General features: G+C 43.5%; 23 protein-coding genes and 4 pseudogenes. 7 read left to right on the forward strand and 20 right to left on the reverse strand.

Features of this window, described 5'->3' with window-relative positions; genetic code table 11:
- Positions 1 to 87 precede the first annotated feature (87 nt).
- Together PLE7327_RS02090 and PLE7327_RS02095 are read right to left on the reverse strand one after the other, a co-directional pair.
- Positions 88 to 276 (reverse strand): hypothetical protein, encoded by a 189-nt coding sequence (locus tag PLE7327_RS02090; RefSeq protein ID WP_015142208.1) that lies wholly within the window; start codon positions 274 to 276, stop codon positions 88 to 90.
- Positions 277 to 381: 105 nt separating this feature from the next.
- Positions 382 to 927, reverse strand: coding sequence for an NADPH-dependent FMN reductase (locus PLE7327_RS02095; RefSeq protein WP_015142209.1), 546 nt, complete (start codon positions 925 to 927; stop codon positions 382 to 384).
- A 314-nt stretch (positions 928 to 1,241) separates the two neighbouring features.
- On the opposite strand from PLE7327_RS02095, the gene PLE7327_RS02100 reads away from it, so the two are divergent.
- Positions 1,242 to 2,123: an RnfABCDGE type electron transport complex subunit D gene (locus PLE7327_RS02100; protein WP_015142210.1), complete on the forward strand. Its 882-nt coding sequence runs from the start codon at positions 1,242 to 1,244 to the stop codon at positions 2,121 to 2,123.
- A gap of 30 nt (positions 2,124 to 2,153) precedes the next feature.
- Complete coding sequence (locus PLE7327_RS02105) at positions 2,154 to 3,470, forward strand: DUF2330 domain-containing protein (RefSeq protein WP_015142211.1); 1,317 nt, start codon at positions 2,154 to 2,156, stop codon at positions 3,468 to 3,470.
- Positions 3,471 to 3,491: 21 nt separating this feature from the next.
- Here PLE7327_RS02105 and PLE7327_RS02110 read toward each other — a convergent pair whose 3' ends face one another.
- The 3 genes from PLE7327_RS02110 to PLE7327_RS02120 all read right to left on the reverse strand — a co-directional run bounded on the left by PLE7327_RS02110 (position 3,492) and on the right by PLE7327_RS02120 (position 5,363).
- Positions 3,492 to 4,142 (reverse strand): PspA/IM30 family protein, encoded by a 651-nt coding sequence (locus tag PLE7327_RS02110; protein ID WP_015142212.1) that lies wholly within the window; start codon positions 4,140 to 4,142, stop codon positions 3,492 to 3,494.
- Between the two features lie 49 nt (positions 4,143 to 4,191).
- Positions 4,192 to 4,878, reverse strand: coding sequence for a hypothetical protein (locus PLE7327_RS02115; protein ID WP_015142213.1), 687 nt, complete (start codon positions 4,876 to 4,878; stop codon positions 4,192 to 4,194).
- A 95-nt stretch (positions 4,879 to 4,973) separates the two neighbouring features.
- Complete coding sequence (locus PLE7327_RS02120; RefSeq protein ID WP_015142214.1) at positions 4,974 to 5,363, reverse strand: hypothetical protein; 390 nt, start codon at positions 5,361 to 5,363, stop codon at positions 4,974 to 4,976.
- A 220-nt stretch (positions 5,364 to 5,583) separates the two neighbouring features.
- Here PLE7327_RS02120 and PLE7327_RS02125 point away from each other — a divergent pair, with 220 nt between their 5' ends.
- Together PLE7327_RS02125 and PLE7327_RS02130 are read left to right on the forward strand one after the other, a co-directional pair.
- Positions 5,584 to 6,177, forward strand: a complete 594-nt coding sequence (locus PLE7327_RS02125) for a DUF721 domain-containing protein (protein ID WP_015142215.1) — start codon at positions 5,584 to 5,586, stop codon at positions 6,175 to 6,177.
- Between the two features lie 364 nt (positions 6,178 to 6,541).
- On the forward strand, positions 6,542 to 6,823 hold the full coding sequence (locus PLE7327_RS02130) for a hypothetical protein (RefSeq protein WP_015142216.1): 282 nt from the start codon (positions 6,542 to 6,544) through the stop codon (positions 6,821 to 6,823).
- A 235-nt stretch (positions 6,824 to 7,058) separates the two neighbouring features.
- Here PLE7327_RS02130 and menB read toward each other — a convergent pair whose 3' ends face one another.
- Positions 7,059 to 7,892 carry a 1,4-dihydroxy-2-naphthoyl-CoA synthase gene (menB, locus tag PLE7327_RS02135; RefSeq protein WP_015142217.1) on the reverse strand — a complete coding sequence of 278 codons (834 nt, stop codon included), beginning with the start codon at positions 7,890 to 7,892 and terminating at the stop codon, positions 7,059 to 7,061.
- A gap of 2,501 nt (positions 7,893 to 10,393) precedes the next feature.
- Here menB and PLE7327_RS23075 point away from each other — a divergent pair.
- Positions 10,394 to 10,633 (forward strand): hypothetical protein, encoded by a 240-nt coding sequence (locus PLE7327_RS23075; protein WP_015142219.1) that lies wholly within the window; start codon positions 10,394 to 10,396, stop codon positions 10,631 to 10,633.
- A 7-nt stretch (positions 10,634 to 10,640) separates the two neighbouring features.
- Here PLE7327_RS23075 and rlmN read toward each other — a convergent pair whose 3' ends face one another.
- From rlmN to PLE7327_RS26310, 8 genes and pseudogenes are all read right to left on the reverse strand, one after another.
- Complete coding sequence (gene rlmN, locus PLE7327_RS02150) at positions 10,641 to 11,759, reverse strand: 23S rRNA (adenine(2503)-C(2))-methyltransferase RlmN (RefSeq protein ID WP_015142220.1); 1,119 nt, start codon at positions 11,757 to 11,759, stop codon at positions 10,641 to 10,643.
- An 80-nt stretch (positions 11,760 to 11,839) separates the two neighbouring features.
- Positions 11,840 to 13,438: a peptide ligase PGM1-related protein gene (locus PLE7327_RS02155; RefSeq protein ID WP_015142221.1), complete on the reverse strand. Its 1,599-nt coding sequence runs from the start codon at positions 13,436 to 13,438 to the stop codon at positions 11,840 to 11,842.
- A gap of 347 nt (positions 13,439 to 13,785) precedes the next feature.
- A complete protein-coding gene (locus tag PLE7327_RS02160; RefSeq protein WP_015142222.1) occupies positions 13,786 to 14,307 on the reverse strand; it encodes a hypothetical protein in 522 nt (173 codons plus the stop codon).
- A 32-nt stretch (positions 14,308 to 14,339) separates the two neighbouring features.
- Positions 14,340 to 14,780, reverse strand: a complete 441-nt coding sequence (locus tag PLE7327_RS02165) for a ubiquinol-cytochrome c reductase iron-sulfur subunit (RefSeq protein ID WP_015142223.1) — start codon at positions 14,778 to 14,780, stop codon at positions 14,340 to 14,342.
- Positions 14,781 to 14,948: 168 nt separating this feature from the next.
- On the reverse strand, positions 14,949 to 15,629 hold the full coding sequence (locus PLE7327_RS02170; RefSeq protein ID WP_015142224.1) for a rubrerythrin family protein: 681 nt from the start codon (positions 15,627 to 15,629) through the stop codon (positions 14,949 to 14,951).
- A 57-nt stretch (positions 15,630 to 15,686) separates the two neighbouring features.
- A complete protein-coding gene (locus tag PLE7327_RS02175; RefSeq protein ID WP_015142225.1) occupies positions 15,687 to 15,974 on the reverse strand; it encodes a hypothetical protein in 288 nt (95 codons plus the stop codon).
- 331 nt (positions 15,975 to 16,305) lie between these two features.
- A pseudogene (locus tag PLE7327_RS23080) lies at positions 16,306 to 16,422 on the reverse strand (twitching motility protein PilT); the annotation flags it as partial.
- Positions 16,419 to 16,623, reverse strand: a pseudogene (locus PLE7327_RS26310) (AbrB/MazE/SpoVT family DNA-binding domain-containing protein). The pseudogenes PLE7327_RS23080 and PLE7327_RS26310, both read right to left, overlap by 4 nt.
- Before the next feature lie 474 nt (positions 16,624 to 17,097).
- Between PLE7327_RS26310 and PLE7327_RS02180 the strand changes: the two are divergent.
- Positions 17,098 to 17,409: a DUF433 domain-containing protein gene (locus PLE7327_RS02180; protein WP_015142227.1), complete on the forward strand. Its 312-nt coding sequence runs from the start codon at positions 17,098 to 17,100 to the stop codon at positions 17,407 to 17,409.
- 16 nt (positions 17,410 to 17,425) lie between these two features.
- Positions 17,426 to 17,740 carry a DUF5615 family PIN-like protein gene (locus PLE7327_RS02185; RefSeq protein WP_015142228.1) on the forward strand — a complete coding sequence of 105 codons (315 nt, stop codon included), beginning with the start codon at positions 17,426 to 17,428 and terminating at the stop codon, positions 17,738 to 17,740.
- A gap of 175 nt (positions 17,741 to 17,915) precedes the next feature.
- On the opposite strand, the gene PLE7327_RS02190 is transcribed toward PLE7327_RS02185, so the two are convergent.
- The 6 genes and pseudogenes from PLE7327_RS02190 to PLE7327_RS02210 all read right to left on the reverse strand — a co-directional run bounded on the left by PLE7327_RS02190 (position 17,916) and on the right by PLE7327_RS02210 (position 22,241).
- The gene (locus PLE7327_RS02190; protein ID WP_015142229.1) at positions 17,916 to 18,452 is read right to left on the reverse strand and encodes a hypothetical protein; all 537 of its coding nucleotides are present in this window, start codon (positions 18,450 to 18,452) and stop codon (positions 17,916 to 17,918) included.
- Positions 18,449 to 18,652, reverse strand: a complete 204-nt coding sequence (locus PLE7327_RS02195) for a hypothetical protein (RefSeq protein ID WP_144266078.1) — start codon at positions 18,650 to 18,652, stop codon at positions 18,449 to 18,451. Before PLE7327_RS02195 ends, PLE7327_RS02190 begins: the two co-directional genes overlap by 4 nt.
- A 70-nt stretch (positions 18,653 to 18,722) precedes the next feature.
- Complete coding sequence (locus PLE7327_RS02200) at positions 18,723 to 19,043, reverse strand: helix-turn-helix transcriptional regulator (protein WP_254658074.1); 321 nt, start codon at positions 19,041 to 19,043, stop codon at positions 18,723 to 18,725.
- Positions 19,044 to 19,230: 187 nt separating this feature from the next.
- A pseudogene (locus PLE7327_RS02205) lies at positions 19,231 to 21,074 on the reverse strand (alpha-amylase family glycosyl hydrolase).
- Positions 21,075 to 21,468: 394 nt separating this feature from the next.
- Positions 21,469 to 21,663, reverse strand: a pseudogene (locus PLE7327_RS23085) (ATP-binding protein); the annotation flags it as partial.
- A complete protein-coding gene (locus tag PLE7327_RS02210; protein ID WP_015142231.1) occupies positions 21,582 to 22,241 on the reverse strand; it encodes a response regulator transcription factor in 660 nt (219 codons plus the stop codon). The gene PLE7327_RS02210 and the pseudogene PLE7327_RS23085, both read right to left, overlap by 82 nt.
- Positions 22,242 to 22,336 lie beyond the last annotated feature (95 nt).

The raw sequence follows: 22,336 nt of genomic DNA on the forward strand, positions 1-22,336 counted from the left end.
GCCTTATTAGCGGCTAGACATTTTACCAACTTTTTAGTCAAAAATCATAGATCTCGAAGGTTTTTGTGTGGCACTTTTGTTGCAGCTTTACAACTTTTCGCTCGTCGGGCGTTCGATCTTACCCTCGCTGTAACCTAGTTGGTACAGAGTAGCTGCCCGCGAATCATCCTCTGGCGGAGACATAGGTTTTCCAGCCCAGGCATCAGCTTTTCCTAAGTTAAACCAGTCTTCGTCAGTCAGGAAGACTTTCGATGAATTTGTCGTTGTCTTATTCATATTTACCTCCTAAAGCTTACTGTTGCTGGATGAGGAATCGATCGCTTCTGCTAGATCCTAACTAGCAATTTAGTTACCTGTTAAGTAGTTCCAATGAGGAATTGGCTAGGAAACCCCACGCAGTTTGCGGGTATTCTCGACTAAGCTTTGAGCGAATTGGTCGAATCGCTGGGAGAGTTTTTCATCTAACAGTTTTCCTTCACCATCGAAGGCTTTCCAAGCTTGTCCGATCGCGATTTGTTCTGGTATTACCCAGGCATGAACCCATCTCATAATCGTGCGCATATCGTTGAGTGCGTTACTGTTGGATTGTCCTCCCAAAACGCTAATCAATCCCGTCATTTTGTCGGATAGCTCCTCAAATCCCATTAAATCGAGTGCATTCTTGAGAACGCCGCTGACGCTGCCGTGATACTCTGGCGTTACTAAAATCAGTCCGTCTGCTTCCCGAACTGCCTTTTGCAGTTTCTCTACATCTGGATAGCCTGGATACTCGTCCCCGCCGTTGCAAAAGGGAAGAGACATCTCTCTAAGGTCGAGTATTTCTACTTCTGCACCCAAAGCACGCACTCGCGTTGCTGCTAGATCGAGTGCTTGAGCGCTATAGGATTCAGGACGCAAACTACCGCTGATACCGACAATTTTGACCATGAGTTCGATCGCTCCAACTGGTACGAGAGTTTTGCTATTAAAATGAAGTCGTTATGACTACATAGAGGCTAACGAATTCGATCGCGTTCTGTCAAGCTAAATAAAGTAGTGGAAGGTTCGGGAATCCGCCCCTGATAGATTGTGGAAATAAATTAATTGATGAATTTATCAACGAATTTTGACTGTTGTTGGTCATATCGATCGATAGGAGTCAAAATAGAGAATTCTATGCCTTGTTACAGAAAATGTAACGTTTTAGCCGTATAGGTGTTAAAACAGGCATACTAGAGCAGAAGTTGAGCGATCGCCAAATAATGCTGTTTAAAGATGCACGCGACTATCAAATTCTTTTTCTTTCAGGCTTCCTATTTTTGGGGATTTTTACGAGGGACTGGACGCTGCGGTTGGATCTTATCGGCGTGCTTTTCTTGAGTTGCTTACTGACTCAAGGATTTTTGTCCTTAGCGGTTCGCGCGATCAAACAGTATGTGCCACAATACCATTACGATAGTCAATTTTATCATTTAAAAAATTTACTGTCTATTTCCTCATTGCGGAGTGCAACAATTACTGCTTTGGGATTATGTTTGTTGCTGCGAGGAAATCACTGGACGACGATAGCGATCGCGGGATGTTTGGCTATTGCCAGTAAGTTTATTTTTCGCTTTCGAGAAAAGCATTTTTTCAACCCTGCCAATTTTGGCATTATTGCCACTTTGATTCTGACCAATGATGCCTGGGTTTCTCCCGGACAATGGGGAACGGATTGGTGGTATTTGCTATTGTTTGCTGGAACGGGAGGAATCATTTTAAAACGAGTAGGGCGGTGGGATACTTCGGCAGCATTTTTATTGACTTATATTGGTTTGGAAGCGATCCGAAATTTTTGGCTGGGATGGAGTTTAGATGTTCTGCAACATCAATTAACGAGCGGAAGTTTATTGCTGTTTGCTTTCTTTATGATTACCGATCCTCGTTCCATTCCTAACGCTACTATTAGCCGCATTATTTGGGCTGTTAGTATTGCCATTTTAACCTTTATTATTCAACATGCTTTCTATCTATCTAATGCTGTCTTTTGGGCTTTATTTATCCTCTCACCTTTGACGATAATTTTAGATTCAATTTGGTCTGCACATAGATTTTCTTGGCAATCAAACTCGGTCGGTCGTCTAAATCTCGGTCGAGTTGTTTAGTAAGTAAAACTAGCAATAAGAATGATCCTAATGAAAATTAAGCGACTATTTATTACATTAATTCTACTTGCGATCGCGGTAATTTCTTTTCCCGAACCTGCCCGGGCTTTTTGTGGGTTTTATGTTGCTAAAGCGGATGCAAAATTATACAACAAATCCTCTCAAGTAATTATTGCTCGAAATGGCGATCGCACCGTTTTAACAATGGCAAATGACTATCAAGGCGAGATCGAAGATTTTGCTTTAGTCGTTCCCGTTCCCGTTATTTTAACTCAAGAACAAGTGCAAGTTGGCAACTCCAAAATTATCGAGCGATTGGATGCATTTAGCGCACCGCGATTAGTAGAATATTTCGATTCCGATCCTTGTGGAATTAACGTTCGACCAGAAGATATGTTATATCGAACGCGAGGAGAGACAGTAGCAGTTCCTCAAAGCAGAGAAAAAACCGATAATGCTTTAGGTGTAACGGTAGAACAACAATTTACTGTTGGCGAATACGACATTGTCATTCTTAGCGCTAAAGAATCAAATGGGCTAGAAACTTGGTTAAAGCAAAATGGCTATAAAATTCCTAGCGCTGCGAGTCAATTATTAAGTCCTTACATCCGAGGGGGACTGAAATTTTTTGTCGCTAAAGTCAATTTACAAGAATATGCTAATACAGGATTTAAATCGCTACGTCCCCTAATGATGGCTTATGAATCTCCCAAATTTATGTTGCCGATTCGTCTGGGAATGATAAATGCCAAAGACGAACAAGATTTAATTGTTTACTTACTTTCACCCAAGGGGCAAATTGAATTAACTAATTATCGAACTATCAAAATTCCGTCAGATATAGAAGTTCCTGAATTTATCGCACAAGAATTTAAGAATTTCTATCAGGCAATGTTTAAAAAATCTCACGAACGGGCAGGAAAAAAAATAGCTTTTCTTGAATATACTTGGGATACGAACAACTGCGATCCCTGTTCGGCTCAACCTTTAAATTCAGAAGAATTAAAACAAGCAGGAGTTTTTTGGTTGAATTCCGATCGCTTACCTAATGTATTTATTACTCGACTGCGCGTCCGTTATGCTCGCGATAAATTTCCAGAAGATTTACAGTTTCAAGAAACAGCCAATCATCAATTATTTCAAGGACGTTATATTATTCATCACCCCTATCGAGAAGAAGCTAACTGCGATGCAGCGAAAGACTACTATCAATCAGTAAAAAAACGACAAGAAAAAGAAGCGCAAACATTAGTTCAGTTGACGGGATGGAATATTAACGAAATTCTTAAAAAGATAAATTTTGTAGAGGCCAAACAAAATGCTTGGTGGAACAGTATCTGGCGTTAAATCAGCGATCGCGAATAGTTGCTAACTGGTTTGATGTTTAGAATTGGCGTTATCGACGTTATCTCCATCTTCAAGAGAAGCAAATTTCTCTTCTAGGCTATCTGTCACTGAAGCGCTCGTTAATTGCGATCGCGCTTCGAGTTCGAGAATTTTAGTCTCTATCTGCTCGAAAACGCTCACAGAACTTGCACTATTAAGATTACTTGTTATCTCGTGAATTTTTTGAGTTGCCATAGCCGAGCGCAAACGAGCAATATAAAGATTTTTCTTAGCTTTAGCTTCGGTGTATTTATGTTCTAGAGTCCGCAAATCTTTTTTAAGCTTGCCGATTACTTCACCTTGCTCCTCTAGCTGAGCTTGTAAAGATTGGGCTTGCTTTTGATAGGATTGGCGCTGAAGCAGCGCTTCTTTTGCCAAGGCTTCGTTTCCTTTTTCCAAAGCGATTTGAGCGCGTTCGTACCATTTCTGGCTCGCCTGTTGATAATTAGCGATATATCGTTCTGTGCTTTTTTGCGTCGCGATCGCTTCTGCTAGCGCCCGTCGCATTTCAATCAACTTTTGTTCCATATCCATAACAGCCTTCTCCAGAATTTTTTCTGGATCTTCAGCTTCATTTACCAGGCTGTTCATCTGTGCGCGAAGCACTCGTCCCATACGCTCCAGCCAGCCCATAACTCTACTCCGCTAACAGGATTAGTTTAAAGCAATCGCTAAGCTTATCCTATCGCAAACTGTTACTTCTTATCTCCACCGAACCATCATTATTCATCTCTACTAAAGGTCTACCTTTATTTGACGGAGATGCATCGATCGTGGATGGTTGTGGATTGTTAGTAGTTAGTGGTTGGTTGCTAATAGCTGGTTGCTGGCTGCTGGCTACTGACCCGCCATTTGTCGAATTGAGAATTTGCTCTTTTTGTTGTTGCTGAAAATACCGTATTAACCCGTCAGGATTAAGTTGATTTTGTTTGGCGATCCCTTCGAGACGCGTTTTTTGATAAAGACTGGGAGTTGGTAAATTTTCAGCCTCTAACCGCCTTTGCTCTGCGGCATGACGTTGAGAAAATTCTGCCATGGGATCGGCGTTTTGAGGAAGAGTGGGTACTGTTTGAGCTTGTTGGACTGACTGAGTTGAGGAAATAACTGGAGGTGGAGGAGTTTGAAGCTGTTGAACGTGAGAGGACGGCTGAGGTGGCTGGCTTGGTAATTGCAGGGAAGCCACTGGCAGAGAAGGCGGTAGGGTATAAGTTTGAATGGTCTGCTGTGGTTGCACGGAAAGAGGCAGGAGAGCTTGTGTTAGGCTTGGAGTGGGTTTAGCTGCGATCGCTTTTGCTTGAGCGGGAGGAGTTTGAGAGGAAGCAGTCGGCGTGCTTGACTTGCTAGCAGAATCCGGTTTGACTTGACTCAAAACCTCTACATTTAAGCGATCGAATTTTTCGGTCGCTAGATCGAGGTTTTTAGGGGTGGATAATGTCTGTAGCTGTTGTGTGGATGGAGTCGCGGTTAAATATCCTGCTCTGCCGTCATCTGGTTTGGACGGCTCAACTGAGAGAAACTGAGAAGGATATTAGCACTCAGCACCAATAGCATAGAAGCAATTGTCCAGGGAGTCATCATATCATCGAGCCAATTGCGATCGCGATCGGGACGTGTCGTTCTTTCTGCTTCTGGAATAGCTTCATAGGATGCGGGAAGGAGTTTGACGACGCGATAAACTTTAACCGATCTTCTCTGAATTGGGTTTCTTTTGACGTTGACGATACTATTGGATGAGCAACGATCGTTTTCTACAATTTCTGCATCTATCGACTGTACCGAGTCTTCAGATGCAGGTGTAGTAGACGAAGTAATTGATGATTTTTCAGGAGAGTTATTTGAATCTGAGCGGTTCATGGATTTCTTCCATTTTTTTGCAAATCTATTTTGCATTCTATCGGGGGTTGAAGTTCTTTGGTTCAGTTTATTACAGCTTTAGTATCTAAAAACAGCCGCAATAATAATTCCGTGAGATTACGCATATTTGTCGAACGCAACTGCTAGAGATCGGTGGAATTACTGAGAAGGACTAAGTCTTGCTAATTTGTTTTCAGGATTTTTGCACTAGGTATTAACTATGTCTTTCGACTCTCTCGATCGCATTCTTGAAGCGCTTGAAAAACAAGCGGATTGGGAAATTCAGCAACAGTATCGCCACTTGCTGCAATGCTGGGAAACTGTAGTCGATCCTAAAGTTGTCCGACAAACGCGACCTTTGTATATTGCTCGCAATGTTTTATGGGTAGCGACTTCTAGTTCTGTCTGGGCGCAAAATTTATCTTTTCAGAGGTATTCATTGCTAAAAAAACTAAATGCGCTGTTATCGGAGCCTTTAACCGATATTCGCTTTTCTACGGCTCAATGGCATAATTCTAAGCGTCTTACTGATTCTGCGCCCAAATCGATTAGTCAGGAAAAACATCCTAGCGCGATCGAGATGACCTCCCAACCACCTTTAATAGAGTTACCCAAAGCGGGAAAAACGCCTGAAGCAGCATTTCAAAGTTGGGCGGCAGTTATTGGAGCGCGATCGCAAAACCTTCCCCTTTGTCCTCGCTGTCAGAGTCCTACTCCGCCCGGAGAACTGGAACGATGGAGTGTCTGTGCCCACTGCATAGCCAAGCAATGGTCTTCCGAAAGCTCGACTACTTTCAAGAAAAATCTATCTTAAATAAGTCTAAAAAAAAATTGAGAAGTTACACTCTTAAGGTATTTTTTTACTAATCTAAGTAATTTCTATTAAAAATAGCTTAAGTGTTTTTTCTTATTTTTGGTCGATCCCCATTTTTTTATACCGAAAAATACTGAATTCGCGTAAACCCATTAGAGTAATAAATTGCTTAGGTTTTTAATTAATTGTATATTTGTATTAATTAATAATTAAAAAAATATAAAGATTAAAAACATGGCGGGGATCGCATAAATCTATACGGAATCGAAGCTTTAACCATTAACCTCCTAGTTTCCTCAAGAAGGAAAATAGAATTAAGGGCGGAGATAAAGCTCTATCAAAGGCTATCGTTTGAAACAAACTTATGAAAACAGCCAATTTCTTAACTTCTTCGTGTCGTTACTGCCGTTACTATCATCCAGAAGGGCGTAGAGGGGGCATGTGCCAGCAACTGGGAGTTCCCGTACAGGCTGGCTGGAAGGCTTGCGCTTTAGCAGCCCGACCGTTTAGTGCTCCTTGGGAAAGTCTCGAAGAAGTCGTTCATTTAGAAAATTCTTTGACGTTGAAACATCCGGCTGAATGCACTTCGGTTATTACTTCAAGTACGACACCCGATCTCGAATCAAAACAACCTGCAACAGTTTAAGCAACTATTTTCCCTAACTTGACAAGATATCTATTGAGTTTTCAAATCTTCTATAAAAATTTAGCGCTTGCGATCGCACCTTATTTTCAACCGAGGTGCGATTTTAGTTTTTGTCATTTATCCTTTATCCTTTGTCATTTGTCATTTGTCATTTGTCATTTGTTAGTGGTTAGTGGTTAGTCGTTAATTGTCTTCCAGTCTCCCCATCCCCCAGTCTCAGAAGTCCTCTTATCCCTCAAGGTAGCCAAGGGTATTTGCGAAAATCGGGCGAGCGTTTTTCGAGAAAAGCTTGTTTTCCCTCTGCGCCTTCTTCGGTCATGTAATAGAGTAGCGTTGCATTGCCAGCCAATTCTTGCAACCCAACTTGACCGTCGCAATCGGCATTAAAAGCAGCTTTGAGACAACGAATCGCGATGGGACTTTTCTCTAGAATCTCATTTGCCCATTGAATACCTTCTGCCTCTAATTGCTCGACTGGGACGACACAATTCACCAAACCCATATCTAAAGCTTGAGCTGCCGTATACTGACGACAGAGAAACCAAATTTCTCTAGCTTTTTTTTGTCCGACGATGCGAGCGAGATAGCTAGCCCCAAATCCACCGTCAAAACTGCCAACTTTAGGACCAGTTTGTCCAAAAATGGCATTATCAGCGGCTATGGTTAAGTCGCAAACCAAATGTAAAACGTGACCGCCACCAATTGCATATCCAGCAACCAGGGCGATTACAACTTTGGGAATAGAACGAATCAGGCGTTGCAAATCGAGGACGTTTAAGCGAGGCACGCCATCGTCATCGAGATAGCCTGCCTCTCCCCTGACGCTTTGATCTCCGCCAGAACAAAAGGCATATTTGCCGTCGGTGTGGGGTCCTGCCCCCGTTAGCAAGATAACGCCAATGTGACGATCTTCGCGGGCATCGCAAAAGGCATCGTAGAGTTCAAAAACGGTTTTGGGGCGAAAGGCATTGCGTTTGTGAGGACGATTAATAGTAATTTTCGCAATGCCTTCAAACTTGTGATACAGAATATCTTCGTAGGTTTTAGCAGTTTGCCATTCAACTTGCATAAGAGGCGGTCATTTCTATCGCTTTGGCAATCTTACCGCAAAGCGCGATCCGCTTAACATTTGCCTCAATTGCTAAAGAAAAAAATTCTGCACTCGATCGCAAGTTTTGAACTGAAAACTGCTGTAAGACCATTTCTAAAAAAGAACGCTACAGATGCTCGAGGAAAAAGTCTTACACCCAGAGCCGATCACTAATTGATAATTCGCAATTGATAATTCGCCATTCGCCATTAAAATCTAAAAACATTGAATTTCTAGCTAGAATCCATCTCTATTTCCCAATTGCGAATTGATAATTGCCAATTACAAATTGCTATAAGATGTTTCGCTTTGCGATCGCGACGCTCAACATGACATTCTATACTTTTGAGACAACCTGTAAGGAGTAACATTACAGAAATCATTATATTTCGTTAGACTTGACGAAGTACAAGCAGGCTCCGCCGTCTCACGGCGGAGTACCTTGCACTCGATTACACTTTTTTGCTAGCTTTTAAATCCCAAGAAACTAAACTTTAGTTTCTAATTTAATTATGAAGAAATTATGTTATTCCTAAAAAAATTGTCGCACCACTTACAAGATCGTTTTCCTGAAATTTGGGTTTTAATTTTAGTTTTTATTATCTTCTATACTTGGATTTATAGCCGAAGTTATCGTTTCCAAAATCCTTTTGTTTTCTTTAAAAGAGCTAATCCCAGTCTGGTTGTTTCTATTAAATCGAATTCTACTAACTACTTAAGCATTTTACTTTTCCTGATATTTTTTATAGTTTATATATCTCTCTCATCCTTTATAAGGCAGATTTTGCTTACTATGATTGTAATATTTTTACCAGTTATACATTACAAGGAAAAAACTATGGGCCTCCTATTTGGATAGAGAACGGTCGATTTTTTCCGCTTGGACATCAAGAGTGGAACCTAATTCGGTTTCTAACCAAATCTCCAGTTGGATATCACGTCTTTCCGATTCTTCAACTTTTAAGCCTAGTAATTGTGCTATTTGTTCTATTAGGTCGATTCTCAATCTTCAGTTGTCTGCTAGCCATCTTATTTATCTTAACTATCCCTAGTTTTGTTATATCCTTCTTTTCGCTTCATATCCCCGAACGCAATGTCATTTTTTGGTTGTTAGTTTTCCTACTCTGTTTTAAGTGTTTTTTAAAGACTGGTCATCCTCTCTATTTTGGAATAGTTTTAATTGCCACACATTTTGCTCTCTACTATAAAGAGCCTGTTTTTCTGATTTTTGGCGGTTTTTCTAGTGTTCGTTTAATTTTTTATGCTTGGGTTGAGCGGGGTTGATTAAGGCAGAATTTCTATAAAACATTTTTTAAACTTTATCAAATAGACTTTGGAATTATAGTTCTCTCATTAATATTTATTCTGCTTTATAGTATGATTAATTTACCATACATGAATTTTACATATGCAACTAGTCGTGCTATTGGTCTGTAGGCAACCTTGCGTGGCTACATAACATCGAATCCTTTATTAATTATATTTTTAATGACAGTTGCCACGAAATTTATTTATTTAATTATCTTTAAAAAAATCACCTGATATATTTTGGGATTCTTTGGCAATTGCTGCCATATTATACTTTCTTTTTTATGTCAAAATAGAGCTATTTAGGTCATATTTTACAGCTCCCATTGATTTAATTTTTAGTTTATATATTATGCGATTTATTCCTTTAACTCTAGGAATAAACAGAGTTAAAAAAATAGTTATTTTAGCTTTTATTCTATTGTTTCTACACAATACTTATAAGTTTCCAAGGTTAATTTTTTCTCAAAAGAATTTTATTCATGGTAGAGCGCAGATTGCTCATTTTTTGAAGAACTATGCCTAACAGGATGTTCCCGATCGCGTTACTTTATTTTTTCCTTATGTTAAGAAACAGCCTATTCTTTACTTTCTCTCTAGTTATTTAGAATATCAAAAACTTCGACTCGCTAAGCTTCAATTCGCTGAATCTACACATGAAACTATTTTTATTCTGAAGAGTCCCCTAAAATTTTCTAAGAATAATCTATGCGTTGCTTGGGAACCTGACTACTATTGTTATCACGCAAAAGTTCCTCAAACAGGTGACTTAATTGTAGTTTTGCCAGAGGACAAGATTTCGCCAGAAGCTTTCAAAGAGTTGCAGCAGCATGAAACTCTCTTGTTTCACTATCAATTTCTTCCTTTTAGCCCTCAGATGGATGCCTACATTTTCAGAAAAAAATTAAATATTAATTTTTTCTTAAGAAATCAGCAATTTTATCCAAGCGATCCCTCATAAACCGAACAACTCTTGTCAATCGCTCATTTGATATAAGTACTAGATTAAAAAATATAAATTCAATGGGGATCGACATTGACAAGAGAGATATGACTGGCTAACATATAAAAAGTAATTATCAAGTTTATCAAAAAAAAACTAATTAGTTACTAAAAAATAACTAATCAACTTCTTTTCAAAATTAGTTGTCACGGAATTAAAAGGTTTTAAAATGACTAAAACTTTACAAGTCCGCTGCCCAAATTGCGGCAGTCCTGCAAAACGATTTTATTTTTTAAACAACCAAATTACAGAAACTTCCTGTCCGGTTTGCGATTACCTAATGGTGAACTGCTCCGTTACGGGTAAAGTGTTAGAGTCCTACGCACCCGGCATTGCCGTGATGGACGCATCGCGATGCACCCCTATACCCACCCCTCCATCTCCGTTATCCGTAGCCACTTTTAACTGAAATCGGATTAAACTTTCGATGCCCGCAACTGTCCGCAAGCTGCATCGGCTTCCAATCCGCGAGAGTAGCGAACGCTAACGGCAATGCGTTTTTGTCTTAAGATATCCGCAAAGGCTTCGATGCGTTGGCGATCGGGACGCTGATAATCCACTTCTTGAATTGGATTATAGGGAATCAGATTGACGTGGGTTTGGAATCCCCGCAGCAGTTTAGCCAACTCTAGCGCGTGTTCCGGTAAGTCGTTTGTGCCTGCTAAAAGAATATATTCAAACGTGACTCGCCGTCCTGTTATGCGAACGTATTCCCGACAGTCGTCAATGAGATTATCTAGAGTATAGTGCTTGGCACTGGGAATGAGTCGTTCGCGCAACCGTTGGTTAGAAGCGTGAAGGCTAACCGCCAAGGTCACTTGCAGGTGATGTTGGGCAAGCTGGCGAATTTTGTTGGGGATGCCTACTGTAGAGATAGTTAGCGATCGCTGTCCGATTCCCACATCCCGATTCAAGCAATGAACCGCAGCAACGACTTCATTCAGATTCAGAAGCGGTTCTCCCATCCCCATAAAAACCCCGTTAGTAACCCGTTGCCTAAAGTCTTCTTGTACGGTCAAAACCTGATCGACAATTTCATGAGACTTTAGATTGCGGATGAATCCGCCTTTCCCCGTCGCACAAAAATCGCATGCCATCGGACAACCGACTTGAGAAGACACGCAAACGGTAAGGCGTTCTAGGGATTTTGGATTAATTGTCCCCCAGTCTCCTTGTCCCCCAGTCTCCTTGTCTCCCCCTCTTTTGAAGGTGGGAATGCCTACGGTTTCAATAATCAATCCATCGGCGAGGCGTAGGAGATACTTTCGGGTTTTATCCGAGGCAATGCTGCGATAATGGATGGTAGAACGATAAATCGGATAATCTGCAAGCGTTTCGCGCCACTGTTTCGGAAAAACGGAGATTTCCCCAAGCGATCGCGCTCCCTTTTCATATAACCACTGATGGAGTTGCTTGCCGCGATAAGCAGGCTGTCCTCGTTGTTGTACCCATGCGGTTAATTGCTCTAGAGATTTCCCTAACAAAACCTCGTTCTTGTCAGTTGCGATCGATTGCTTCTCAAGCTGGATAGTCATAGTTGTCGATGATGCCGAGCAAATACTAATATGCTCCTTATCTATTTTGACTTAGCCGCGCGATTGTTATTTTTCAACTTCTACGTCCAACTAATTGGCACACTGGAAGATAAGTGTAGATTAGAAGTATCGGACATTAGTTTTGTTTCTGCATCTAATACCTGCTCCACCTGTTGATAAAGCGCTTCTGCTTGTGCCCAAGAATTGCCGATGCATGTTAATCCTAGCTTGCCAAACTCAGATAAAGCTCCCATTAAATGAAACACCGTACCCGTTTTGGTGCTGCTGTCAAAGTGCAGGCGATATTTGGCAATGATATCCATCAAGTCGTGGGGAAGCAATCCTTGATAGTGGGGCTTTTGTAAATTATCCGAAGCAATATAATATTTTTCCCGGCGGTGTTGGCTGTAGAAGAGACCCGTTGTGTAATCGTAGTTGCCGTTAGTCAGTAACCTCAACGTCATAAATGGATGGGTCGTTCCCCCTTTGCGCAGGTTAATTTCAATTGCCTGAATCTCCCATTCCGGAGAATTTCCTGGCTGGCGAACCGCAATGAAATCGACCCCGTACCGTTCCATGGCTCCTCTTCTGGCAAGGGCTTGTCCGACTTTCATTCCCAATTCTTGCAAGCGCAACCGATAGGCATCGTTCGCCGGAAAGCGACAGCCGAGGTAAATTTGACCGTCGGGGCCGCCGAGAATTTGGTCGTGGGTGGAGAGGATTTCTACTTTTCCAGTTGGGTCGATATAGCCTTGGACGCTGGGCGATCGCTTTTCTTCCCCTTCGATAAACGCCTCCACGATCGCTCCCAATTCGGGAAGGCGGCTGGAAAAGGTAGCCCAGGTTTCATCTTTGGCTTGAAAACTCAAATTTTCCAGATGCTCGCGCAATACGACTATTCTCTCGGCTTGGGTTGCCCGTCCCGGTGCGACATGTTGAATCGGTCGTAAATCGAGTACTGCGTTTCCTTCCCCAGAGAAGCCTTCATTGAGTTTAACAACCATCCGTTTTAATTGCGGCTGGCGTTCCCAGAGTCGCACGGCTTCGATTACAAGGTCATCGACCGTCATCACGCACGGACTGCCGTCGGGATGAGGAATCTCGCATTCGGCAAAGATTTCTCGACTGCCGCTTTTTGAACCCCAGTGGAGTAACTCTGGACTAGAAGCCAGTAGAGGAATTCCCAACTGTAGAGACAGTTCGTATTCCAGCCAAGTTGAGTTGAAGCAAACCATGTAGGATTTTCCGGGACGCAGGGCGCGGCGAATGCGTTCGATGAGGCGAGGGCGTTCTAAAATTTTTTGAGTCAGGGGTTTGAAAGAACCATCGTAGGTAGTCAGGAGTAGCAGGCGATCGCGAGCATGAGAAAAAGGAATTCCCGGCAGTAGTTGTAGGTAATAATCGATAATCATCGGCGATAAGGGTTGCGCCGTGACGTAAACTAATCGAGTATGGGGATTGCGCAGGCGAATGAGAGAAAATAACAGTCGTTCTTCGTAATGAAGAAATCCTGGAATCTTCTGTCCGACCCGTTGGTCGATGCTGAAAGAAGGAACGACTAAAATATCGCAATCGTCTTGCTCAAAAGTATCCACACTTTGCCAAAGATCGCGCAACTGATTTTGCAATTGCCGAAACCGATCTGTCTGTCTGGAGACGGCACAATTGTCTATTTGCATCTTCCCAAATCAAATGCTCTGCTACCCTGCTATCAGCAATCTTAGCCGCAATCTCATCGCATCGACTAACAAGCATGACTTTTTCTTAACAATAAATCAAGAAGGAAAAAGCCTTACACCCAGAGCGGCTGACTAATTGATAATTCGCAATTGATAATTCGCCATTCGCCATTAAAATCTAAAAAACATTGAATTTCTAGCTAGAATCCATCTCTATTTCCCAATTGCGAATTGCTATAAGATGTTTTGCTTCGCGATCGCGACGCTCAACATGACGAAGTGCTTTTCAGGCTCCGCCGCTCACTTGACAGAGTACCTTGCACCTTCTCTACTTTTGGGACAACCTGTTAGAAATTTCCCTCATTTAGCGGATCGACTTGTAAACCTGTTCTTCCCGATGGTTCAAAGTGAATTTCACATTGGTTGGGATTCGTATTGAAATTACAAGAATAGATCGCTAAACATTTTTGCTGGCGATCGAAGACTCTGAGATTGTATTGATAGTCTCTAGCCACTGTCCCGAATTTGTTAACAAAGCGATAGCGATCCATATAATTTAATAACGACCAAAGTTGTCGATTGACGACTAGATCGATGCGACGTTCCTTAGGATAGGCTATCCAATTGGTAATTAACCTACCGCCAAAGGGATCGAACTGTTCCTTTGCCCACCACAGACTGGGAACCGTTAGTGCTTCTTGAGAAATCGTGCGATCGGTAACGACGTTTTTTGTAGTGAGTGGGCTATTTGTCTCTAACAATTCCAAATCCAAAGGAACCTCACAGGAAATAGGAGAAGGATTTTGTGCCCAAAGGGGTTGGCAGAGAAAGCTTGTTAGAATTGTTAGGATGATGAAACGCGATCGCATGTGAGACAAAATTGCCAGCTCTAGATAGATCGTTACATTTTTTTCGCTAGAATTGTATTCCCCTCAAGCTTGGCTTCATAAGCAGTCAAAGGTTCCTCTGCGGGACCTTGGACTACTTTCCCGTCAGGCGCAAACTGAGAACCGTGGCAAGGACAGGCAAATAGCTTTTGGTCGGAGTCCCAGCTCACCGTACAGCCAGCATGGGTGCAAGTAGGATTGACGGCATTAACGTTCTGAGGATCGGACGGATTGCGGATAACTAATATCGATCCTCCAGCAAATTCCTTATTGAGGATTTGACCTTGTCGATCTAACTCGGCTATTGTACCGACAGGCGCAAACCCGTTGGCACGGGCAGAATTACTAGAAGAATCTGTCTTGGCGTTTTGACCAGAACAAGCCGCGATCGCGACTGGCAGAGAACTCGCGATCGCGCCAACCCCAACCCAACCTAAAAATTCACGACGATCCATATTACTTCCGTTTAATCAATGATAAATTGTAGTGCGGGCAGGATGCCCGCGAGCGAGACGTTTGCGCGGAGCGCAGCGCCCAAAAGGGCGGATTCGCGCTACTCTTGAATTATGTTTGTTTGAGCAGATTTGAGATCGCTAAGAATTTCCTTGCGCTCACTTTATCTGTTATACTGGCTTTTTAACGCCATCAACGGTGCAATTGGTCTCGTTTGCATTCATTGCCGTCTGCCCAGACACCGAACAGACGTATAATTGTTTCGGTTCTTTCCAGGCATCAAGATTATTTAACGCTTCAGTGTAGAGTTTGGCGTGTCCGGCTTCAGCATTTTTGGCATAGGTAAAGGTCTGGACAGCGTTTTTCTTTCCCTTAGCGTTTGCCTCTTTAATGAAATCGGGGTACATCGTATCGCGTTCGTAAGATTCCCCCTTAATTGCATGTTGTAAGTTTTCTTGAGTGAATTTAACCTCCGGCGTGGCAATTGTATTTTGAGGAGTCCCTCCCATTTCTTTAATTACCTTGGCATGATTTTCCCTATGAATTTCTTCAGCCCGCGCTGCCGCCCGGAAGAGACTAGCGACTCCTTTATAGCCTTCCTCATCTGCCTTTTTCGCATAATCTAGATATATTACGTGGGCATTAGACTCGCCATTGTAAGCTATCTCTAGGTTCTTAAGCGTTGGCGATTGGGCTTTGGTGGCAAGTTGTTCCTCTGACTGGGTTGGTTCGACTTTAGCCGATGGCGTAGTTGGCGCGCAGCCCGCGAGTACCAGCATGCCTAGTGCAGCAGCAGACGTAAAGATAGCAGTTTTCTTAGCCATGTAGCGGATTTTTAGCGTAGGATTCATTAAAGGCTCCTTAAAAAGCTAATGGGAAAAAAAGTTATTAAAAAATCGGATTTTTGATTAGCGATCGCCCGTACTTTTGGGTTGAGATCGTTTCTTAAATAATCCCGTCATACTCAAACCCGTGACGATTAAACCCGCTAATCCCAAGCCATTTAGAATTGGGTAGATCGATTCCAGTCCCAGAATGTCAAGGGTATGAAGTCTCAGAAGAAATCCGCCAATCTCCTCTTGCCCCAACCACTCATCGAAAATGATATAGCCCATTCCCGTAATGACGGTCAGAATTAAAGGCGCAAAAACCGCGATCGCGATATAACGATGATATTTACGAAAGGAACGGATCATAAGAGTACCTCTGTAAAAACAGTAATGATTTCTTAACTAATCTGACCTTCAAACCTTGACATCTTTTAGTTAATAAGTTAATTAGCAAAGGTAAAGAAATCAGGTCGATTTAAAAGATTCCCAAAAATTGCTTAACCATCATCTTGCAGCAGTTGCATCAACCGCCGGGGAATCAATTCCTCGTCTCATATACCAAGTCCATTGAAATGGACTCAGATCCTTATCCAGAGAACATCGCTGACTGACCTGACGGACTGTTGAGAATGGTGCAAGATCTTAGTTAAACTACTGGCAGGCGCACTTTGAAGCAACTGCCAACCCCCAATTGGCTAATGTTGGTAATGAAACATTGTTCGCCACCCCGAATCAGTTGACTGGCTTGTTTCCATTGGGTTTCATCGTCCCTGGTGAGATAGCGAACGATAATATTCGTATCTAGTCCAATCATAGGCTTGCTCCCTGTCGGATTGCTTTCTCCATATCCTCTAGGGTAGCTGCTTTCATGTCAGGGCGAAGGAGTATGCCCGATAGGGTTTCCACAGGAACGTTGAGAGGAATGACTTTGACTTGACCGTCTCGCTCGCTCGATTACGAAATCAACCTTGCTGCCAGTTTCTAGTTTTAGATAGTCTCGGATTTCTTTGGGAATTGTGACCTACCCTTTGCTGGTGATGGTTGCGCTAGCCATTAGCGATTTTTTTGATTAAATGTCCTTACTTTATTGTAAGGTGTAAGGCGATCGCCTTCAGACTATTGAAGGAAAATAAATTATTGAGCATTTATAGGAGGGCGAAGAGATCGCCTCCCATTTCAACTTTCAGCCAAACTCAACTCCGCACTTAGGAAATCAGTCCGTCAGTCACATCCGCATCCTGGTTAATTTGCTCCATGCGATCGCATCGTTGTCAAGTTCAGTAGTTCAATGGATCTCACCTACTGTTGTCTTCTGGCGATCGCCGCAGGCGCACCTTCGGTGAGCGCGTCTTGCCCTTTAAAGGAGCGATCGTCTCCCTGTAAAGTTGCTCTGCTCAATGGAATTTCACCTCTGGTTTGATTTTGGCGATCGTATTCAAACTATTCAGGGAAAATAGAGTTATTAGACGTTTACTCAAATCAGGTCATTATGGAAGTCACTCTCAATCAGCATATTGAAATTACACCAGGGGTTAGAGGTGGAAAACCTCGAATTGCAGGCACTCGCATGACGGTTGCCGATATTGCCACTGTGTATTTACGGATGGGACAGTCTCTGGATTTGATTGCCGGAAAATATCACCTCCCTTTAGCCTCGGTCTATGCGGCGATGGCATACTACTATGACCATCGAGATGAAATAGAGCAGAATATTCGAGAGGATGAAGCGTTCGCTGACTCGTTGCAGAGCAATTATCCCTCCCGGTTGCAGGCAAAGCTGAAGGAGTTACGCGGTGAGTGACCGCATTCGCTGACCTTTGGATGAAAATGTTGACCCAGATGTAGCGTTGGCTTTGCGCCGTCAGGGGATTATTGATGTGACGACGACTCGTGAGATGGGACTACTTGGACAACTGGATGAAGTTCAGTTAGCATTCGCCTGTGAGCAAAGGCGAGCAATTGTCACTCATGGCACCGATTTTCTGAGGCTGGCTAGTCAAAGTGAAGATCGTTGGGGAGTTGCTTTTTGCAAGAAGAATGCCCGTTTGCTGGGCGAAATCATTCGTAGTTTGGTCTTGATTTACGAAGTGCTGAGTCTTGACGAGATGCGGGGCTGGATCGAGTATTTATAGGAGGGCGAAGCGATCGCATTCTTGTAAATTTGCTCTGCTCAATAAAACTTCACCTTCTGTTGTCTTCTGGCGACGCCCCTCTCCCGTTTTCAAGAACGGCGATCGCACTCTTGCAAAGTTAATCTGCTCAATAAAATGTCACCTTCTGTTTGATGCTGGAGATCGCGCCTGTTCTCTAGTGCTGATAGAGTCGAGTCCAAACGTTGTCACCTTGAGCTTCAATTTCGCTAAGTACACGAATCGCTTGCTCAACAATCTCTTCGTCTTCTCTATCTCGTTCTATTCGGAATGACTTTTGGCCTGGCGCTCCTGCTTTGCGCTCCCGGTCAACACCGGAAATTACCCAGTTAATAGCATCTTCAACGAGCAATTGGTTCGCCAGCGACGGCTCTCTGCTGCATCTTTCTGTGAGCATTTGCAGAGCTTGTCGGGCATCCATATTCTCTAGCTCTGGGAAGAAGAGCTTGAGATCGGATAGCAAGTTTCCTCGCCCCAAGTGGTCATCATCATTGAACTGGCTTTCTTCAAGAGTTGGTCTGATTTGACCTGGTAATGGCTCCGCAGCTTTTTGCTGGGAAAGTTCTGTACCTTCGGACTCCGCATATTTCTCCTGAGACTCCGCATATTTCTCCTGAATTTGGCTAGCCCTTTCGGTTAACTTTTTCAGTCCTTCAGGATCCATCAACATTCTTTCTAATTCTATTTTTTTCATTGCTCCGCTCCTTGTGTTAATAACTGTAGTGTCTCTGCGTTGTTGCTCTGAATTGTTTGGATTAATTCTGGCGATCGCATGTTGCCCTTCAAAGAAGCGATCGCCCTCTCCAATACCACACTGTTCTGGATTGATTTTGGTAGGTGAGCGATCGCCAGTAACTTCAGCTCCTGAACCAGCATGAACAATGAATAGGGCATCAACAACACCGTTACGATCATTTTGTAATTAATCGGTTCCAGGGGGCAATACGATGATCCGCGTATAGGATTATGACGACATTGCCACAAATGACCTTTTGAGTAACCCCAATTTTTCCAGAACAACCATCACCGCCCCCGTCCGGGTTTGCACACCCAGTTTTTTGTAAAGATGTTCCAGATGTTTTCGCACCGTTCCTTCACAGCAACCCAGCACCCTAGCAATTCCGACATTGCTTTTATCCTTGGCAACCCAGAAAAGTACCTCCGCCTCACGCTTAGTGAGTCCGAGTAATTCCAAGGCAGAAACGGAAAAGGATTGCAATTTTCGTTCCTCCAATTGCAAGAGATATCGATCGCCGATAGAATCAGGTACGATCCGGATGCACAATTGTCGTCCTGCTTGCTCTATGAGTAAAGGTAAAGTATTTGTTGTTCTTGGTTGAATGTAGGAGTATTATCATCTGTCTGGATCGGGTGGGGACGCAGAAGATTCAGGATACGAAGATCGCACTCTGGGAAATTGGGGCGATCGCAACTCAACGAAATCGTTTGCCCTAACACCATAGCCCCTTTCGCTATTCAAAAATTACAAATCCTGCCGCCGGAACGGTAATCAACACGGCTTTGCCATTCCGCGCTTCAACCGCCACTGACTGACCCACCTGCGCCGCATCCGTCGAGTAAATGCACTTCAAAACATCACCCCCTTGGTGCAGTTCATTGTCAATCGTCACCCAAGCCGTTTTGGGCTGGTCATAGTCGGTGTTAATCGCCAGCAGCATCTCCTTGGTGCTGAAAATCCGCGACCAAGGTACTACAGAGCGAATTTGTACCCCCACCATTTCCGGCAAGCTGAAGCGAATCCCATCATTGGGCGCAGAAATCTGACGCAGATATTGACGACCGCGACGCAATACGATATTTTTTCGGCGAATTTCCAAAACTTTAGCGAGTTCCTGATAGACCGGATTGTCTTCATTAAAGAAATGTACCCCTCGTGTCCGAAACGCCCCAAATTTGCCTCCGAACATGGCTTCTCGGATGTAGCGATCGCTTCCTCCCTGCCCATCAAAGCACTGTTCGCTGCCATAGTAGATGCAGGGAATGCCCAAGGTAAGGTTAAAGCATTTAAGGCTAAAACATTCAGCACTACTTTCGAGGCATGGGCATCTGCACAGAAACGAGCTTTATGATTGCCCTTGCGTACTTGGTCGCGATCGTCAAAGGAAGTCACTACCTTATTGCGAAACCAGATATGGGAACCCTTGTTGACCAACTCAGAGTTGCGGGACAGGCTGAAATAGTCGTTGGGATTGCGGTATCCCTTGACCAAATATTTCAGCTTATCGGGAATGTCATCAATGCCCAGTGCCGCACTCAGTCCAGTTAATTCTAGGGTTTCGTAAGCCCGCTTGCGCCCGCCCGTAATCTCGCCCAGTAGGAAGAAATTCTCCTTGCCAATGGTTTGGGTGAACTCGCGCATCACCGAGACAAAGTAACGAGTTGCGCCAATGTCCATGTGCTCGATCGTATCGATGCGGAAGCCATCAATGTCGGCATAGGCGATCCAATATTTATAGGCTTCACACAAATGGCGCAGGGCATCAGATACTTGGTAATCATCAGCAGAACCGTATCCGTGGTGAATATCCTTCAGGTCAAAGAAATCGCCCTCGCGGAATTCGGGGTCGTAGTCCCAATTTTTGATGTACCCCTTACGAGTAAAGGCATTGGGGTCTTGCAATTCGGCAGGCCACACTGCCCCATCGATATCCGGTAGATGTTGCGGATCGGGTTTGACAAAGGGAATGGTAGGATTCCCCTGTCTGTCGTTGAAGCCCTCAACTGAGTAAGTATTGCCAGTCCAGGGGCGATCGCGATCGCTAGCATAGGAAAAGACGTTGCCTGCATGATTCAAAATGATATCTAGAATCACGTAAATGCCATTTTCGTGGGCAACTCGCACCACTTCTTGCAAGTCTTCGCGACTGCCAAAGTGGGGTTCGACCTCTAGAAAATTCTGGATGCCGTAGCCGTGGTAGGTTTCCTGAAACCGAACCTGTTTAAAAATTGAGCTAATCCACAACGCCGTTACCCCTAATCGTTTCAGATAGCCAATTTTGCTCTGTAACCCCTTCAGAGTTCCTCCAACATATTTGACTCCAGCTTCGCGCCAACGCGCTGCATCCGCTTCTTTTTTCACGGCATTTTCCCCATCAGCGGGGCTGTACAGGGGAGTTGTCCCAATTTGTACGAGATTGCCTTCGTTGTTTTTGTACCCGTTCTCTTGACCATCGGAGAAGCGATCGAGCATCAGGAAGTAGAATACCCGATCTTCCCAGGCGAGCGGCGATGGGAAATACCCGTCGGATGGAAAGATGGATTCAAGATTGACTTCTGCCAATCGTTGTTCAATCATAGAACTTTCCTCCTGAACCCGACTGGGGAACAAGAACTCGCACTAATTTATTTCTCATCACCTCGTTTCTTCGAGTTGAGAAATTCAACTAAAAAATAGGATTTTTCTAGATTGATTCTTAAAATTTTGATTGACTATCTTAATAGTATCTTTTAATTTTATTTTTTTTTTGCAAAGAATATACAAAAATCAACTTTTTAGTCGATAACTGCTCAGGGATTGTTAATTTAACTTACAGAAAACGCCAACAGAAATTTAAAAATAAACTTGATACTGTTCGTTCGCATAATCGAGACTAAGAAAAACCTATTCGATGCCTTGACATCCTCTACTTATTATGTAAAGCAGCAAAGGTAAAGAAGTCGGGTCGATTTAGAGGGTGCCCCAAAAAAGATTACCGTCTCGTTAGAGCTACTGGCAGGCGCACTTTGAAGCAACTGCCAACCCCCAATTGGCTGCTGACAGTAAGATCGCCGCCGTGACGAACGGCAATGGCTTGGGCAATGGCTAATCCCAATCCCGAACCTTCGCTGCGGTAAGAGCGCGCTTTATCTGCACGCCAAAAGCGATCGAAAATAAAAGGAAGATGTGAACTTTAACAGCTTCTTCTGTGGGAGGATCTTCAAACGACCAAAGGCGATCCAAAATCGTACTGCGGCTGAGGACGCGAGGGCTATTTCGTAGCAATAATTCTAGCAAACCGTACTCTTTGGGAGTCAAATGTAGTGGTTGTCCTGCATAGGTGACTCCGCAAGTCCCCGGATCGAGGCGCAGGCGTTCCCATTCGAGTACTGGCGGCAAAGTAGAATTGCCCCGACGCAGCAAAGCGCGTATGCGAGCAGCTAATTCTGGTAAATCAAAGGGTTTGACTACATAATCATCCGCACCCGCATCTAACCCTTTTACCTTATCGTCGCTGTTATCTCTGGCTGTCAACATCAGCACGGGGTTCATATAGCCTTCTCGACGCATTTGCTGGCACAGGCTAATGCCGTCGAGTTTGGGCAGCATGATATCCAGTATCACCAGATCGTAATTGAAGGCTTGTAGATAATCCCAGCCTATCTCGCCATCGGTAGCAAGATCGACGAGATATTGTCGGTCTTTGAGAGTCTCTGCAAGCGCTTTGGCGATGCGATCGTCATCCTCGACTAGCAGAATCCTCATAAGCAAGCTAGTGGGGGCTACTTATAAAAAATTCTATCGAAATTTACGGTAAAGAGATTTGTAGAAATCTTTCAAATTAAATAATCAACTTCGAA

The organism is Pleurocapsa sp. PCC 7327 (assembly GCF_000317025.1).
Classification (GTDB): domain Bacteria; phylum Cyanobacteriota; class Cyanobacteriia; order Cyanobacteriales; family Microcystaceae; genus Hydrococcus.